11 protein-coding genes and 1 pseudogene are annotated in these 16,680 nt (G+C 66.4%); 4 read left to right on the forward strand and 8 right to left on the reverse strand.

The window, feature by feature from the left end; translation table 11 throughout:
* Positions 1 to 127 precede the first annotated feature (127 nt).
* A complete protein-coding gene (gene mobA / locus PRtIB026_RS13710; protein ID WP_203647129.1) occupies positions 128 to 703 on the reverse strand; it encodes a molybdenum cofactor guanylyltransferase MobA in 576 nt (191 codons plus the stop codon).
* A gap of 220 nt (positions 704 to 923) precedes the next feature.
* On the opposite strand from mobA, the gene PRtIB026_RS13715 reads away from it, so the two are divergent.
* Both PRtIB026_RS13715 and PRtIB026_RS13720 read left to right on the forward strand, forming a co-directional pair.
* Positions 924 to 1,163, forward strand: a complete 240-nt coding sequence (locus tag PRtIB026_RS13715) for an HU family DNA-binding protein (protein ID WP_203647127.1) — start codon at positions 924 to 926, stop codon at positions 1,161 to 1,163.
* Between the two features lie 56 nt (positions 1,164 to 1,219).
* A complete protein-coding gene (locus PRtIB026_RS13720) occupies positions 1,220 to 1,492 on the forward strand; it encodes an HU family DNA-binding protein (RefSeq protein ID WP_203647125.1) in 273 nt (90 codons plus the stop codon).
* Positions 1,493 to 1,569: 77 nt separating this feature from the next.
* Here PRtIB026_RS13720 and PRtIB026_RS13725 read toward each other — a convergent pair whose 3' ends face one another.
* The gene (locus PRtIB026_RS13725; RefSeq protein WP_203647122.1) at positions 1,570 to 4,692 is read right to left on the reverse strand and encodes an efflux RND transporter permease subunit; all 3,123 of its coding nucleotides are present in this window, start codon (positions 4,690 to 4,692) and stop codon (positions 1,570 to 1,572) included.
* Positions 4,693 to 4,703: 11 nt separating this feature from the next.
* Entirely contained in the window at positions 4,704 to 5,879 is a 1,176-nt protein-coding gene (locus tag PRtIB026_RS13730; RefSeq protein ID WP_203647120.1) for an efflux RND transporter periplasmic adaptor subunit, read from the reverse strand.
* A gap of 158 nt (positions 5,880 to 6,037) precedes the next feature.
* Between PRtIB026_RS13730 and PRtIB026_RS13735 the strand changes: the two genes are divergently transcribed.
* Positions 6,038 to 6,739 (forward strand): response regulator transcription factor, encoded by a 702-nt coding sequence (locus tag PRtIB026_RS13735; RefSeq protein WP_050705882.1) that lies wholly within the window; start codon positions 6,038 to 6,040, stop codon positions 6,737 to 6,739.
* A gap of 6 nt (positions 6,740 to 6,745) precedes the next feature.
* Positions 6,746 to 8,044, forward strand: coding sequence for an ATP-binding protein (locus PRtIB026_RS13740; RefSeq protein ID WP_203647117.1), 1,299 nt, complete (start codon positions 6,746 to 6,748; stop codon positions 8,042 to 8,044).
* A 129-nt stretch (positions 8,045 to 8,173) separates the two neighbouring features.
* Here PRtIB026_RS13740 and PRtIB026_RS13745 read toward each other — a convergent pair.
* The 5 genes and pseudogenes from PRtIB026_RS13745 to wecB all read right to left on the reverse strand — a co-directional run bounded on the left by PRtIB026_RS13745 (position 8,174) and on the right by wecB (position 16,564).
* Positions 8,174 to 9,262, reverse strand: a pseudogene (locus PRtIB026_RS13745) (diguanylate cyclase domain-containing protein).
* Between the two features lie 132 nt (positions 9,263 to 9,394).
* Positions 9,395 to 10,240, reverse strand: a complete 846-nt coding sequence (locus PRtIB026_RS13750; RefSeq protein ID WP_203647115.1) for a DUF4434 family protein — start codon at positions 10,238 to 10,240, stop codon at positions 9,395 to 9,397.
* The gene (locus PRtIB026_RS13755; RefSeq protein ID WP_203647113.1) at positions 10,240 to 13,242 is read right to left on the reverse strand and encodes a phage receptor; all 3,003 of its coding nucleotides are present in this window, start codon (positions 13,240 to 13,242) and stop codon (positions 10,240 to 10,242) included. The genes PRtIB026_RS13750 and PRtIB026_RS13755 overlap by 1 nt, the downstream gene beginning before the upstream one ends.
* Positions 13,239 to 15,413 (reverse strand): cyclic di-3',5'-guanylate-activated glycosyltransferase NrfB, encoded by a 2,175-nt coding sequence (gene nrfB / locus PRtIB026_RS13760; protein ID WP_203647111.1) that lies wholly within the window; start codon positions 15,411 to 15,413, stop codon positions 13,239 to 13,241. Before nrfB ends, PRtIB026_RS13755 begins: the two co-directional genes overlap by 4 nt.
* Positions 15,410 to 16,564 carry a non-hydrolyzing UDP-N-acetylglucosamine 2-epimerase gene (gene wecB, locus PRtIB026_RS13765; RefSeq protein ID WP_203647108.1) on the reverse strand — a complete coding sequence of 385 codons (1,155 nt, stop codon included), beginning with the start codon at positions 16,562 to 16,564 and terminating at the stop codon, positions 15,410 to 15,412. Before wecB ends, nrfB begins: the two co-directional genes overlap by 4 nt.
* Positions 16,565 to 16,680: the final 116 nt, after the last annotated feature.

The following is a 16,680-nucleotide window of genomic DNA, read 5'->3' on the forward strand; positions in this document are numbered from 1 at the left end:
GAGCGGCCTTGTGCCGCGAAAGGGCTGCACAGCAGCCCCAAGATCTCGTGGCGAAGCGCAGATTGCCGGGGCCGCTACGCAGCCCTTTCGCGGCACAAGGCCGCTCCTACAGAGGATCGTGGACAGGTTAATCCTGCAGCAGATCCGGGCTGTTGAAGTTACTCAATCGCGGATCGTCCTCGACACACTCCAGCCCCTGGACGCTCGCCTGCAGCAACGCCTTCTGCAAACTCCGCTCCCCCGCCTGCCAGGCCTGCTCCAGCAGCGGCAGCAACCGCCGCGGCAACACACTGAACATCGGCTGCCAGTACCCACCTTGGCGTACCATGGCCGCGCTGTCGTGGGCCACCGCCAGGGCCAGCAGGTCCTCGATCAAGGCCCGGTCGATCCGTGGTGCATCGCAGGCCAGCAGCACTACCCACTCATGCCGCGCCACCTTGAGCCCGCTGATGACCCCGGCCAGCGGACCGGGAAAATCTGCTTCGGCATCGCCGACAAGCTGGTCGGCATACGCCGCATAGGCCGCCTGGTTGCGGTTGCAGGAGATCACCAGGTCATCGCTGAGCGCCCGCACGGCACGTTGCACATGGGCCACCAGCGGCTCGCCGCGCCAGGCCACCAGGCCCTTGTCGCGGCCGCCCATGCGCTGGCCACGACCGCCGGCGAGGATGAGGATGGAGCAGGGGGGAAGAGTGTTTGGCATCAAGGTGAGCTCTACCAGCAGCTGGCAGTTACAGCCAGTAGGGAGGGGTGGTTAGCAACCCTCCCATCTCATCGGCGGGTTGTCCAGTCATCGGGACTCATTCGAGACCCGTATCGATAGTAATGTCACCTGACATTTTTGCTAGTTGCGTGAGCCGGTGGGTTTGCAGCTAATTATCGAGGGAGCCCGTAGAAGATACTCATTGGGTGAGGGATGGAATATGAACAAGGCGCAATTGATACGTGCCGTTGCCAAAAACACCGGTATCAGTGTGGCCAAAGCTGGACTGGTGGTGGAAGCTTTCATGAAGTCAGTCATCCAGGCACATGAAGACGGTGACGATACAGGCCTTTCAGGCATCGGCTCGTTTTCAACCGAGTCTGCCATCGAGGTCGAATCGATGTGTAGCTTCGAAGAGCCTGCTGCTGACACAAGCCATTTGAAAGCTACCTGGCACTGAAGGGAAACCAGTACAAACCCGTTAGGCAATTTGATCTTTAATCATGGAGTGTGACGATGAACAAAGGCGAACTGATCGATGCGATTGCGTCAGCGGCAGATGTAAGCAAAGTACAGGCTGCACGTAGCCTGAATGCTTTCCTTGAGGCTGTGACCGCTGCGTTGAAGAGTGGCGACAGCGTTACACTGGTGGGGTTTGGCACATTTGCGGTAACAGATAGGCCAGAGCGTACCGGGCGTAACCCGCAGACTGGTAAGGAACTGAAAATTCCGGCAGCGAAGAAGCCTGGATTCAAAGCCGGCAGTCATTTGAAAGAGGCCGTCAACTGAAAGGTCAAGTATTGGCTAATGCTTGATGGACGAGGAGGCATCGCTGCCTCCTCAATTCCATTTTCAAGTATCTCCGATCAGGGTGCCGAGCGTTCCGACTCAAGCCGAGCCACCTTGCCACGCCCGGCCAGGCGCATCACCACGACGAAGAACACCGGCACGAACACCACGGCGAAAGTGGCGCTGAGCATGCCGCCGATCACCCCGGTACCGATCGCCTGCTGGCTGGCCGAGCTGGCGCCGCTGGCAATGGCCAGCGGCACCACGCCGAGGATGAACGCCAGCGAGGTCATCACGATCGGGCGCAGGCGCAGGCGCGCGGCCTGGATCGCCGCGTCCACCGCGTCGTGCCCCTGGTCCACCAGGTCCTTGGCGAACTCGATGATCAGGATGGCGTTCTTTGCCGACAGGCCGATCAGGGTGATCAGGCCGACCTTGAAGAACACATCGTTGGGCATCCCGCGCAGGGTCACCGCGAGTACCGCGCCGAGCACGCCCAGGGGCACCACCAGCAGCACCGCGGTGGGGATCGACCAGCTTTCGTACAGCGCCGCCAGGCACAGGAACACCACCAGCAGCGACAGCGCCATCAGCAGCGGGGCCTGGCTGCCGGACAGACGCTCCTGCAGCGACAGGCCGGTCCATTCCAGGCCGGAGCCGGCCGGCAGCTGGGCGACCAGGTGCTCGACCTCGGCCATGGCCTCACCCGAGCTGTAGCCGGCCGCCGGCTCGCCGGAGATCGACACCGCCGGGTAGCCGTTGTAGCGGGTCAGCTGCACCGGTCCGGACTGCCAGTGGGCCGTGACGAAGGCGCCCAGGGGCACCATCTTGCCGCTGTTGTTGCGCACATGGATCTTCAGCAGGTCCTCGACCTGGCTGCGCCGGTCGCCTTCGGCCTGCACCACCACCCGCTGCATGCGGCCCTGGTTGGGGAAGTCGTTGACGTAGTTCGAACCCACCGCGGTGTCGAGCACCGCGCCGATGTCGGCGAACGACACGCCCAGGGCATTGGCCTGGCGCCGATCGATTTCCAGTTCCACCTGGGGGCTTTCGGCCAGCGAGGCTTCGCGCACATTGACCAGCACCTTGCTCTTGCGCGCCGCCTCCAGCAGTTGGTCGCGGGCCTCCATGAGCACGGTGTGGCCCATGCCGCCACGGTCCTGCAGGCGGAATTCGAAGCCGGTCGACTCGCCCAGGCCGTCCACCGGCGGCGGCAGTACCGCGTAGGCGATGGCGTCCTTGAGCTGGGTGAAGGCCAGGGTCGCGCGGTCGGCGATGGACTGCGCACTGTCGTCACCACCGCGTTCGGACCAGTCCTTGAGCGTGGTGAAGGCCAGCGCCGCGTTCTGCCCGCTGCCGGAGAAGCTGAAGCCCAGGATCAGCGTGGTGTTGGCCACGCCCGGCTCTTCGCCGTTGTGCGCCTCGATCTGCTGCGCCACCTCGATGGTGCGGGCCTGGCTGGCACCCGGCGGCAGCTGGATGTCGGTGATGGTATAGCCCTGGTCCTCGGTGGGCAGGAAGGCGGTGGGCAGCTGGCTGAAGCCGTAGCCGAGCACCGCCAGCAGCGCGGCATACACCAGCAGGTAGCGGCCGCTGCGAGCCAGGGCGTGGGTCACCCAGCGCTGGTAGCCGTTGCTCATGCCTTCGAAGCGGCGGTTGAACCAGCCGAAGAAACCCTTGCGCTCATGGTGCTCACCCTTTTCCAGGGGCTTGAGCAGGGTGGCGCACAGCGCTGGGGTCAGGCTCAGGGCGAGGAACGCCGAGAACAGGATCGACACCGCCATCGACACCGAGAACTGCTGGTAGATCACGCCTACCGAGCCCTTCATGAAGGCCATCGGCAGGAACACCGCCACCAGCACCAGGGTGATGCCGACGATGGCGCCGCTGATCTGGCCCATGGCCTTGCGTGTGGCTTCCTTGGGCGGCAGGCCTTCCTCGGCCATGATCCGCTCGACGTTCTCCACCACGACGATGGCGTCATCCACCAGGATGCCGATGGCCAGCACCATGCCGAACAGGGTCAGCACGTTGATCGAGAAGCCCAGCGCGTTCATCACCGCGAAGGTGCCCATCAGCGCCACCGGCACCACCAGGGTCGGGATCAGGGTGTAACGGAAGTTCTGCAGGAACAGGAACATCACCGCGAACACCAGCACCATGGCCTCGACCAGGGTGTTGATCACCTGCTGGATCGAGACCTTGACGAACGGCGAGGTGTCGTAGGGGATGTCGTACTTCACCCCGGCCGGGAAGTAGCGCGCCAGCTCGTCGAGCTTCTGCTTGACCAGGCCCGCGGTTTCCATGGCGTTGGCGCCGGGTGACAGCTTGACGCTGAAGGCACTGGTGGCCTTGCCGTTCAGGCGCGTGCCGTACTGGTATTCCTGGGCGCCGATCTCGACCCGGGCGACATCGCCGACGGTGACGGTCGAGCCGTCGGTGTTGGCGCGCAGGACGATGGCGGCGAATTCCTCGGGGGTGCTCAGCTGGCCCTTGACCACCACGTTGGCGGTGATTTCCTGGGTCGGCCGGCTGGGCAGGTCGCCGATGCTGCCGGGGGCGACCTGGGCGTTCTGCGCGGCGATGGCCTCGGCCACGTCGTTGGGCGTGAGGTTGAAACCGACCAGCTTGGCCGGGTCGATCCAGATGCGCATGGCCCGCTCCGAGCCATACAGCTGCGCCTTGCCGACGCCCTTGATGCGGCGGATCTCGTTCATCACGTTGCGCGCGAGGATGTCCGACAGGGCGATCTCGTCGAGGCTGCCATCCTCGGAGGTGAGGGTGGCCAGCAGCAGGAAACCGGTGGACACCTTTTCCACCTGCAGGCCTTGCTGGGTCACCGGGCGCGGCAGGCGCGACTCGATCACCTTGAGGCGGTTCTGCACGTCGACCTGGGCCAGGTCCGGGTTGGTGCCGGGCTGGAAACTGGCGGTGATGGTGGCGCTGCCCAGGCTGCTCTGCGACTCGAAGTAGAGCAGGTTGTCGGCACCGTTGAGCTCCTGCTCGATGATGCTGACCACGCTCTCGTCCATGGTCGCCGCCGAGGCGCCCGGGTAGACGGCGTAGATTTCCACCTGCGGCGGCGCCACGTCGGGGTACTGGGCCACCGGCAGCTGCGGGATGGCCAGGGCGCCGACCAGGAGGATGAACAGGGCGACCACCCAGGCGAATACCGGGCGGTCGATGAAGAACTGCGGCATGGATCAGGCCCTCATTGGCCGGTGTGTTGGGCGACCGCGGAGGCGCCCGGTTGCTCGTCGACCTGGACCTGGTCGCCGGCCTTGACGTGTTGCAGGCCCTCGACCACCACGCGATCACCGGGGGCCAGGCCCTCGCTGACGATCCAGCGATCACCCTGGGCGCTGCCCAGGACCACCTGGCGTTCGCTGATGCGGTCCTGCGGGTCGACCAGCAGCACCTTGGGCACGCCGGCGCTGTCGCGCAGGATGGCGCGCTGCGGCACGCTGATGCCCTGGGGCTGTACGGCCTGGTCCAGGCGCACGCGCACGTAGCTGCCTGGCAGCAGGTCGAGGTCGGGGTTGGGGAACTCGCTGCGCAAAGTGATCTGGTTGGTGCTTGGGTCGACGCTGATGTCCGAGAACAGCAGCTTGCCGGCCAGCGGGTAGGCGCTGCCGTCATCCTGGATCAGCGTGGCCTTGACCTGGCCCTGGCCGACCTGCTGCAGCTCGCCGGCGCGCAATGCGCGGCGCAGGGCATTGAGCTCGCGGGTCGACTGGGTGACATCGGCATGAATCGGGTTCAACTGCTGGATGGTGGCCAGCGGCGTGGTTTCGCTTTGCCCGACCAGCGCGCCCTCGGTCACCAGGGCGCGGCCGATGCGTCCGGAGATCGGCGCGGTGACGGTGGCGTAGCCCAGGTTCAGGCGTGCCCGTTCCAGCGCCGCCTTGGCTTCGCCGACCGCAGCATCGGCCTGGAGGAAGGCGGCGCGGGCGTTGTCGTACTCCTGGCGGCTGACCGCCTTGTCGTCGACCAGCTCGCGGTAGCGCTGCTCCTGCAGGCGGGCCTGGTACAGGGTTGCCTCGGCCTTGGCCAGGCTGGCGCGGGCGCTGTCGAAGTCGGCCTTGAACGGCGCCGGGTCGATCAGGAACAGCACATCACCTTGCTTGACGTCGCTGCCTTCGCGGTACACCCGCTTGAGCACCACGCCGGCTACCCGGGCGCGCACCTCGGCGGTACGCGGCGCGAGGATGCGGCCGCTCAGTTCAGTGCTGATCGCCAATGGCTGCACGGCCAGGGTCTCGACCCGGACCTGGGAAGGCGGGGCTTGTTCTTCCTGTTCGGCGGCGTCGTTGCAACCGGCCAGGGAAAGGGTCATCAGCGCCAGCAGCGCCAAGGGGCGCAGGCGCGAAGGGCAGGGAATGGACATACGGATCTTCCAGGTTTGATCCAGCGTATGCTAAAGCAGCCGTTCGGGTGGCGGCTGTTAAGCTGTGTTGGGCGTGTGTGAAAAAGTGTGAACAATCGGCGGTGGCCCGCCCAGGATTCTATATCCTGCCTTACTTCAATCTTTCGTCAAATCCCCTTATGCCGAACATTCTCCTGGTCGAAGACGACAGCGCGCTGTCCGAGCTGATCGCCAGCTACCTGCAACGCAACGATTTCCATGTCCGGGTGATCGCCCGCGGCGACCATGTGCTGGACGAGTTCCGCCGGCAGAAACCGGACCTGGTGATCCTCGACCTGATGCTGCCGGGCCTCGACGGCCTGCAGGTGTGCCGCTTACTGCGCCAGGAAACCCAGGGCCTGCCGATCCTCATGCTGACCGCCCGTGACGACAGCCACGACCAGGTGCTGGGGCTGGAAATGGGCGCCGACGACTACGTCACCAAGCCTTGCGAACCCCGGGTGCTGCTGGCCAGGGTGCGCACCCTGCTGCGCCGCAGCAGCGTAAACGAACCGCGCCTGGACAGCGACTTGATCCAGGTCGGCGGCCTGCGCATCGACCTGGCCGAGCGCACGGTCAGCTGGCGCGGCGAGGAGGTGGAGCTGTCCAGCGGCGAGTACAACCTGCTGGTGGTGCTGGCGCGCAACGCCGGCGAGGTGATGAGCCGCGACCGTATTCTCCAGCAACTGCGCGGCATCGAATTCAACGGCACCGACCGCTCGGTGGACGTGGCCATCTCCAAGCTGCGCCGGCGCTTCGACGACAGCGCCGGCGAGGCGCGCAAGATCAAGACCGTGTGGGGCAAGGGGTATCTGTTCAGCCGGGTCGAGTGGGAGTACTGACAGGCCATGCTCAAGATCCTGGTGCGGCTGTACCTGGTGATCATCGTCGCCTATGCCGGGGCGATCGCATTGATCCCCGACACCATCGTCGGGCTGTTCCATGAGCGTTTCATGGCCTACAACCTCGAGCAGGCCAAAGGCGTGCAGACCCTGATCGTGCGCCAGTTCCAGCAGGCGCCGCGGGAGCAGTGGCCGGCAGTGGAAAAAGACCTGGCCGAGGTGTTCAAGCCGCTGCAAGTGCGCCTGCTGCGCATGGACGAGGCCGAGCTGAGCGGCGAGGAAAAAGCCCGGCTCGAGCATGGCCTGTACGCGGTGCGCATGGCCGACTGGGGCTACTACGAAACGGTACTGGCGCCGCTGGATTCGCAATGGCTGGTGCGCCTGCACTCGCCGGACGATCCGCTGGACATCAACGTGCTGTCCTGGGGCGTGACCGTGCTGATCGGCGCGGCCATGCTTGGCTGCCTGCTGCTGTGGGTATGGCCGCACTGGCGCGACCTCGAACGGTTGAAGGACACCGCCCGGCGCCTGGGGCGCGGCGAGATGTCCGAGCGCACGTCTATTTCGCCACGCTCGAACATCGGTGAACTGGCCGGGGTGTTCGACACCATGGCCAGCGACCTGGAGCGCCAGGTCAACCAGCAGCGCGAACTGCTCAACGCGGTCTCCCATGAGCTGCGCACGCCGCTGACGCGTCTGGACTTCGGCCTGGTGCTGTTGTTCGACGAGGTGCCGCCGGCCAGCCGCAAGCGCCTGCTGGGGCTGGTGGGGCACGTGCGCGAGCTGGACGAGCTGGTGCTCGAGCTGCTGTCCTACAGCCGCCTGGACAGCGTCGACCAGGCCCGCGAGCGGGTCGAGGTGTCGTTGCTGGAGCTGGTGGACAGCGTGCTCGGCAGTTTCGCCGAGGAGCTCGATAACCGTGGCATCCGTTGGGAGGTGCGCTGCGAAACCGACCTGCCGCGCTTTGTCCTCGACCCGCGGCTGACCGCCCGCGCCGTGCAGAACCTGGTGCGCAACGCCATGCGCTATTGCGATGAAAGCCTGCTGCTGCGCCTGCGCCGGGAAGAAGACGGCGCCTGCCTGGTGACCGTGGAGGACGATGGCATCGGCATCCCGACCGAGGAGCGTGAGCGGATCTTCCAGCCGTTCTATCGCTTGGACCGTAGCCGTGATCGCAATACCGGTGGGTTCGGGTTGGGGCTGGCGATCAGTCGGCGGGCCATCGAAGGGCAGGGGGGCACGCTGACGGTGGCGCAGTCGGCGCTGGGTGGGGCGCAGTTCAGGATTCGCTTGCCTGCTGGTTGATTCAGTGCCTGGGCCGGCCTCATCGCGGGGCAAGCCCGCTCCCACGCTGGTGATGAAGGCAGGTGATGAAGGCAGGTGTTGGAGGCAGGTGATGGAGGCTGGCGTGGGAGCGGGCTTGCCCCGCGATGTTCATTGCCCTGACAGGCTTGCCGACCAGGTCACGAAGCGGTTCTTGCCGGTGTGCTTGGCCTCGTACAGCGCCTGGTCCGCCCTGATCAGCGCCATGCTCAGGCTATCGCCGCTGTCGATCCGGGCCAGGCCGATGCTGATGGTCACCGGATGCGCGCCGAGGTCCTCGCGCACCCGCCGGCACAGCGCCGCGACCTGCTGTTCGGCGCCGGCCTCGTCCAGCCCCTGGAAGAAGATCGCGAATTCCTCCCCACCCAGCCGGGCGATCTCGTAGCCGTTCATTGCCGCCTTGATATGTGCCGCCACGCGCTTGAGCACCTCGTCGCCGATGTCATGGCCGAAGCGGTCGTTGACCTGCTTGAAGTTGTCGATGTCGATCATCGCCAGGAACTGCCCGGCGTCCGCCTGGCGCAGCTGCTTTTCGGCCTTGGCCATGAACGAGCGGCGGTTGGGGATTTCAGTCAGGGCGTCGATGTAGGCCTGTTCCAGCAGCACCTTGGTCAGGTAGAAGTTGTGCAGCTTGGCCTGGCGGATGCGCAGGTAGCTGTAGATCACCAAGCCGCTGAGGAACACCGCGTAGCTGAGCAGCATCGCGCCCTCGAGCTCCAGGGCCTCGATACGCGTGTGGTAGAAGGGGTTGAGCATGAGCCAGGTGATGGCCATGGCGCAGAAGAACGACCAGCGCCGCACCGGTAGTACCGAGACTGCGTAGAGCACCGTCGACACCCCGAGCACCAGCCACACCGGGCGCAGGACGATGGGGATGCCCTCGATCACCAGGCGCATGGCCAGGGTGATCACTGCCACGAACAACAGGTTGAGCACGTCGAAATGCTGGCTCTTGCGGGTGAAGCCCAGGACCACGCAGAGGCTGCACAGCAGGGCGATGAATATCCCCTACAGCCAGGTGAAGCCCTGGCCGCCGAGGTAACTGACGATCAGATCGAAGATCAGCCAGATGGCGATGCCGATGCAGAAGATCAGCAGGCAGAAGCGGCGCATGGCCTCGAATTCGTGCTGGCGGAACTCGGCGCGCAGGGCGGCGGGGGCGACCTGTTGGCGGATGTGGGCTTCGAGGGTTTTGTACATGGGGATGGTGTCTGTGGCCGTGTAGGAGCGGCCTTGTGCCGCGAAAGGGTCGCGCAGCGGCCCCAGGAATTCAGCGTTCATGCAAAGATCGTCGGGGCCGCTACGCGCCCCTTTCGCGGCACAAGGCCGCTCCTACAGCGAGTCCGATTTCAGCACGTCCTTGGCCCAAGGCCGGTAGCGCAAGGCGAACACAGCCTCTGCGTGGCAACCTCCGTTCAGCGTCGGCTGCGCCGGTTCCGCGCGGAACGGTTGCCCCGGCTGGCTGACCTGGCGAAACGCCTCGCGCACGATACCCACCCGACAGGGCAGGGCCTGTTCGTAGCCCTTTCGCACCAGCGGCGCCAGGCGACCGGTGCCGGCACCATCCTGCCACCACACGTTCAGGCCAAGACTCGCCAGTTGCTCCAGCCACGCGCCATTGACCCGAGGCGACAGCTGGCCGGCGCTGAAGGCACTGATATGCAGAGGTTTGTCCAGTTGCCGGTTGAACGCCTGCAACTGCGTGTACAGCGCATCGCGCCTGGCCGCATCGCGAAAGTGCAGGTCGTCCAGCTCCAGCGGCAGGTACCAGCCGGCCACCGGCAGCGCCCAGTCGGCCTTGAGCTGCTGGTACTGGGTGAGGGAGCGGCCCAGCTGCGCCTTGAAGTAGCTGTTCAGGCCTTCGCCGTCGAGCTGTTCGAGCCGTTGGTAGTAGGCCGGGTCCATGTACAGCCCCAGCACCAGCTCCAGTCCCTGGGCCCGCGCCTCACGCAGGCTGCCGGCGAGCCAGCCGTGGGCGCCGCCGAAGTCGCTGTCGCCGTAGGCGCTCCATTGCACGATCAGGGTCTTGCCACCTTGGGCCTTGGTGGCGCGCCACAGTTGTTGCCACTGGGCCGGCGTGACGCTGGCATCGCGGTTGAGCGGCTGGTAGAACAGGCGCTGGTCGGCCTGGGCGGGCAGGCACAGGGCGAGCAGGCAGAGCGCCAGGAAGGTACGCATCAGAAGTTCATCTCCACACCCAGCAGCACACCATTGGCGCGCTCGTAGAGGTTGCCGCCCAGTGCCTGCTGGTACTCGGCGCGCACTTTCAGCGAGCCACGGTAGGCGTTGTAACGGTCATCGTCGAACCACCACTGCCAACGCACGCCGACCCCGGCGCGGGCGTCCTGGCGCCAGTCGTTGCTCGGGTCCTGGCTTGAGAACTCGAGGAAGCCGTAGGGCATGATGGTCTGCGGCGACTGGCTCGGCAGTTTCCAGGCATGGCCCTGCTGGAAGCGCGACAACCAGGCATGATCGCCGGCCCGGGTCCACCAGGCGGCGTCGAGGTAGAGGAAACGCTCGTCCCAGTCGTCCTCGTCGATGCGCCAGTCATTGCGGTACCGGCCCTGGTCGAGGAACGAGGCAGTGGCACGCAGCAGCAGGTCGTTGCTCGATTCGGCGTTGTGGCGCAGGTCGCCCCAGTTGCCGCCGACCTTGGCCGGGCTGAGCAGCTCGCCCAGGCTGAGGCCGCTGTAGTGCGTGCTGTCGATCTGGCGCTGGTGGTACAGCTCGGCGTACAGGTTGAGGTTGGCCTGGCCGAGCGGCTTGTAACGCAGGCCGACGCCGGTGCCCATGCTCTGGGCGTAGTCGGTGCGGCTCTGGCCACCGAACAGCACGCGTCCATACACCGACAGGGTGCTGCCGTTGCGGCTGGGCTCCTCGCCCAGGGCGTGGTCCCACATCGCCAGCTGCACGTTCTGCGATTGCGCCCGGCGTGAGCTGCCGGCGCGCGCGCCGTCGTCGAGGAACTTGTCGTTGGTCGAGGTGCCGGCTGGCGACCAGGTGCTGGCCAGGGTGATGGTATCGCGGCGCGACAGCGCTTCATGGGCGCGGCGCTGACGGTATTTGCGCGCTTCCAGGCTGCCGTACTCGTCGTCGCCGTCGACCAGGTTGCGTTCCACGTCCAGCACCCGGCGCAGTTCGCGGCGGGCCGAGGCGCTGTCCTCGGCCTCGTCGTAGCGCAGCGCCAGGGTCTCGCCCAGGCGGTAGTCCTCGGGGAAGTCGCGGGTGGCGCGTTCCAGGTAGGGTATGGACTGGCGTCGTTGCTGCTTGTCTGCCGAGCCGGCCAGGCGCATGCCGTAGTCGGCCCGGTAGCGCGGCTGGTCCGGCGCCAGGCGCACGGCCTCGGCCAGCCAGGCGGTGCTCTGGGCGCTGTTGCCGGCCTGCTGGGCGGTGCCGGCGGCGGCGTAGTAATGATCGGCACGCGGGGTGTGGCGCAGGGCTTCGCGCTGGAAGGCGAGGGCCTGCTGGGTGTCGCCCTGGTGCTGGGCAATGGCGGCGCCCAGGGCCCAATCGTCGGCACTGAGGTGCGCGGCCGCGTCCCAGTGACGGCGGGCGACATTGGCGTCGCCGGCGTTCAAGGCACCACGCGCCGCGGTCAGGCGAGCATTGTCGGTCCAGGCGTCGGCCGGCAGGCTGTTCCAGATCGGCAGCGCCGCCTCGGAGTCGCCCGAGGCCTCCAGCGCGTAGGCCAGGGGCAGGCGGCTGCCTGGGTCGCCCAGACGTTCGGCGGCCTGGTAGTAGATGACGGCTTCGCCGGGCTGGTCGGGCATGGCGCAGCGGCCCAGGGCGCGATACTGGCCAGCTTCGCTCGGGTTGGCCGGGATGGCCTTGCGCACCGCGTCGCACTGGCCGGCCTCGGCCAGGCGGGCGAGCAACAGGCCGCGGGTGGCGGCATCGACCTGCGGCACCAGGGCAAGCATGCGCGGGGTGTCCAGTGGGCCGTCGTTGCGCGCATAGAGGTTACCCAGGCGTTGCAGCAGAGAGGGCGTCAACCGACCCTGGCGGCGGTCGTAGGCGTTCTCCAGCAGCTGCCGGGCGTGTTCGGCCTGGCCGCGTTCGAGCAGCATGAACGTGGCTTGTTCCAGCGCCGCGAGGTCGCCGGTCTGGCGGTAGCGTTGCTCCCATTGTGCCGCCGTGCGTGGCTGCGGCGGCTGCGCGGCTTCACCGTACAGACGCTGCTTGAGGATGGCGTAGCTGCGTGGATTGTCGCTTGCCTGGCACTGGGCGAGCTGCTCGCGGGCCAGCTTCAGGTCCTTGTGCGACAGCCAGTCGACGGTCTCCAGGCACGGGCGCTGCAATTCGTTGCTCAGCTGGCGCACCAGCGCCGCGTCGTCGCCCTCGCGGGCCAGTTCCCAGAGTTGCCGGCGCTGTTCGGGATGTTGCAGTTGATCGGCGGGCAGGCTCTGCAGCCAACGCTCGGCCTGCTGGTTGTGGCCCATGGCGATGGCGCGGTTGGCCATGGCCAGGCGGGCGTGGGTCGCCGCCTCCTGGGATGGCGCGCTGGCCAGCAGCTTGTTCAGGCCCTTTTCATCGACCTGCTGGATATAGGCGTTGGCCAGGCGCTGCCAGTCCTGCGGCGGCAATTCGCCCTTGTCGGCCAGGGGTTGCAGCTGGTCGATGGTCTCGCCCCAGTTGCGCAGTTGCTCGGCGAAGTTGGCCCGGGTCATGCGCAGCACCATGCCGTCGTCGCGCACCGGCAACTGGTTGAGCCACTCCAGGGCCTTGGCCGCGCCACCGAACTTGGCCAGACTGACGCTGTACGCCTGCCACAGGCGCACGCGCTGCTGGCCCTGGCTGTCGGCCAGCCAGGCCTCCACCTGGCTCGCCGCGGGCGGGTCCTGCTCGATCCAGGTCAGGCGCAGTTCGAGCAGGGCGTCGGCGTGCTCGGGGTTGTCGTCGAGGTCCTCGGCGATGGCCTCGGCCTCCTTGTAGCGGCGCTGGTGGGCCAGGGATTCGGCCAGCAGGGCGCGGGCCTCGTTGTTGTTGGGCACGCGCTTGAGTACATGACGGGTCAGGCGCTCGACCTCCGCCCAGTTGTCCTTCTGCGCTTCCCGGTAACCACGCTCCATGAACGGGTAGCTGGTGAAACGCTGGAAGTCGGTCATCGGCTTGGTCGGCGCGGCCAGGGTGGATGAGCACAGCAGCAGGCTGGCGAGGGTCAGGGAAAGACGGGGCGTCATGCCACCTCCCGGGTCAGTTCATAGGCGGCCTGCTGTTCGCTGGCCTGCTCGGCGAGGGCTTGCTGCAGCACCTCTTCGGTGATGATGCCGCGGGCGATCAGGTGCTCGCCCAGGCTCTGCTGCTCGGGGCTGAAGTCGATCAGCGCCTGGTTGAACAGGGTCACTGGCACCATGCCGCGTACCTGCAGCAGCGTGCCGAGCATCACCTGGTGGATGCCCACCTGCTCCAGCAGGGTAGCGTCGTCCTGATGACGTTCGAGTACCGCGAGCATTTCGCGGGTCTCGGGCTTCTGCCAGGGGCTCGGGTAGTGGTAGCGCAGGCCCAGGGTGACCCGACCTTGCGGCGCCAGGCGGGCGTGCACCGGGCGCTTGAGCTGGCGGCTGATCACCCCCAGCGAGACCTGGCTGACCGGGCTCTCGCTGGCCAGCACCAGGGTGTCGCCGTCTTCGTCCACCGGCAGCACGCCGTAGTGGGTGGCGAGTTTGCGCGGCAGCTTGGCGATCAGCGCAGGCTCAATCTTGAACGGGTTCAGCGGCGCCCAGGGCAGGTCCAGCTGTTCAGCCAGGGTCTCGACCAGTTGCTCGCTGCTCAGCCAGCCGCGCAGCAGCAGCTCGCGGCCCAGGCGCCGGCGGACCGGGCTGGTGATGGCCTGCTCCAGTTGGGTCTCGGTTATCAAACCTTTCTCCACCAGGCGCTGGCCCAGCGGTGTGCGCGCAGGCGCGGCGAGGGCGGGGAACTCGTGGGTGGTCTTGTCCCAGGCCACCCGCCGCGAATCGCCCATCTCCATCACCTGGCGCAAGGCGCGCAGGTTGGCGAAGAAGTTGACGAAGTTGCTCCACATCATCCGCGGCGCCGACAGCAGGCCCTCGAAGATGCCGTAGTAGCGGGTAACGAACCAGAACCGCTGGAACAGGCGGTTGAACAGCAGCAGGCCGTTGAGCCACAGCAGCGTGGTCAGCAGCTTGCTGTCGCTGAGGATCGACATGAAGCGCCACGACTCCGGCGCGATCACCGTGACCAGCCACATCGCCAGCAGCACCAGCAGCAACAGGTTGACCAAAAAGCTCAGCAGGTAGGCGAACAGCCCGCGACGGTCGCGCCAGAGGAAGTAATTGAGCGCGCCCTTGCGGCTCCAGCCGAGGTTGCTGGTGCCCTGGAACACGATGCCGACGATCCACCGCGATTTTTGCCGGATGGCGTGCTGCCAGTCCCGCGGGAAGTGCTCGCGCACGCAGATCACCTGGGCGAATTCGCGGCTCATGCCGGGGCGCCAGTCCTGCTTGAGGGCCAGCGCCGGGTCGGTGATGGAGTAGCGGGCGAAGATGCACTTCATGCCTTTTTGCTTGAGGCGAAAACCGATGTCGTAGTCCTCGGTCAGCGATTGCACGTCGAAGGCGATGCCGTCGCCGTCCTCGAGCAGGGCACTGATCGCCCGGCGGCTGAAACAAGTGCCGACTCCGGCGCTGGGCACCTGGCCGGTGAGCGCCTCGCGCACGATGACGTCCTTGCCGTGGTTCTCGGCGAACTCGTCGACATAGTGGCCGGCGGTGAAGCCTTTCCATTCCGGGGCGTAGGGGTACACCGGGATCTGGATCATGTCCTTGTTCGGCAGCAGGTAGTTGAACAGGCGCAGTTCCATGGGCGAGATGACGTCCTCGGCGTCATGCAGGATGAACCCGGCGAACTCGATGCGCGCGTCCTGCTGGAAGCGCAGGATGGCGTCGATGATGTTGTTCAGGCAGTCGGCCTTGCTGGTCGGGCCGGGGCGGGCGCAGACCACCTTGTGCACATTGGGGTAGTGCAGGCACACGGCGTCGACGTCGGCCTGGGTCTGCGGGTCGTTGGGGTAGGTACCGACGAAGATCTGGTAGTTCTCGTAGTCAATGGTCGAGGCGGCCAGGCGCGCCATCTCGCCGACCACGCCGACCTCGTTCCAGGCCGGCACCATGATCGCCAGGGGCTTTTCCGGCACCTCGAACAGGCGCTTCTCGTCGGCCTTCTCGAACTTGTCGTAGATCCGGAAGCGCCGGATCAGCTTGCGCCCCCAGTAGCACAGGTCGATGAACAGGTCGTCCAGGCCGAGCACGAACATCAGTGTCGCCAGGATGATGGCAAGGATCTTCAGGCCGAACAGGACATAGGTAAGGAAATCGATGAAGACCAGGCTCATGCGTTGTCCCGTGCGGCGGATTGCTCGGCGAACCAGCGGCTCAGGCGTTCGGCGATGCGCTCGCTGGCGTGGCCGTCGCCGAAGGGGGTGAACACCTGCGCCATGCGCGCGTAGGCGTCCGGGTTGTCGAGCAACTGGCTGGTCTCGTGGACGATGCGCTCGGTCAAGGTGCCGACCAGCTTGACCGTGCCGCCCTTGAGCACGGCGGGACGCTCGGTGACCTTGCGCAGCACCAGCACCGGCTTGCCCAGGGCGGGCGCCTCTTCCTGCACGCCACCGGAGTCGGTGAGGATGATATGGGCGCGGTTCATCAGCCAGACGAAATGCGGGTAGTCCTGGGGCGCGACCAGGTGGATGTTGTCGCGGCCGGACAGCACGCTGTACACCGCGTGCTGCACTTGCGGGTTGAGGTGCACGGGGTAGAGGAATTGCACATCCGGGTAGCGCAGGGCGAGCTCCGCCAGGGCCAGGCAGATGCGTTCGAAGCCGCTGCCGAAGTTCTCCCGGCGGTGGCCGGTGATCAGCACCATGCGCTGGTCGTCGCGCAGCACCTTGAGCGGGGATTCGGGGGCGGGGCGCCAGTTGTCACGGTGCAGCTTGTCGCGCATCCACAGCAGGGCGTCGATCACCGTGTTGCCGGTGACCTCGATATGCTCGGGCGGCACGCCCTCGCGGATCAGGTTGGCGTCGGAGTCGCGGGTGGGGGTGAAGTGCAGGTCGGCGAGCACGCCGGTCAAGCGCCGGTTGGCTTCCTCGGGCCAGGGCTGCTGCAGGTTGCCGGTGCGCAGGCCGGCCTCGACATGGCCGATGGGGATATGCCGGTGGAAGGCCGCCAGCGAGGCGATGAAGCTGGTGGTGGTGTCGCCGTGGACCAGGACGATATCGGGCTTGACCTGCTCGTAGGCGCGGTCGAGCTTGTCCAGCAGGTCGCGGGACAGGCCGTTGAGGGTCTGGTTCTGGGTCATCACCTGCAGGTCCTGGTCGACCGTGAGGCCGAAGGCGGTCAGGACCTGCTCGAGCATTTCGCGGTGCTGGCCGGTGGAGCAGATATGCAAGTCGACCTCAGGCCAGTCGCGCAGGACGCGGGCCAGCGGGGCCATCTTGATCGCTTCAGGGCGGGTACCGAATACCATCATCACGGTGTAAGCCATCGTGTAGTTCCTCGTTCGATTCCCTGGACGAAGTTGTACGACGTGTCGCCGCTTGCCAGTCATAGATACAAGCAGTCGATCACGGGGTTGTCCAATGCGCGGCCTGCGCCGGACGG

This window comes from Pseudomonas sp. RtIB026 (genome assembly GCF_016861355.2).
Lineage (GTDB): Bacteria > Pseudomonadota > Gammaproteobacteria > Pseudomonadales > Pseudomonadaceae > Aquipseudomonas > Aquipseudomonas peradeniyensis.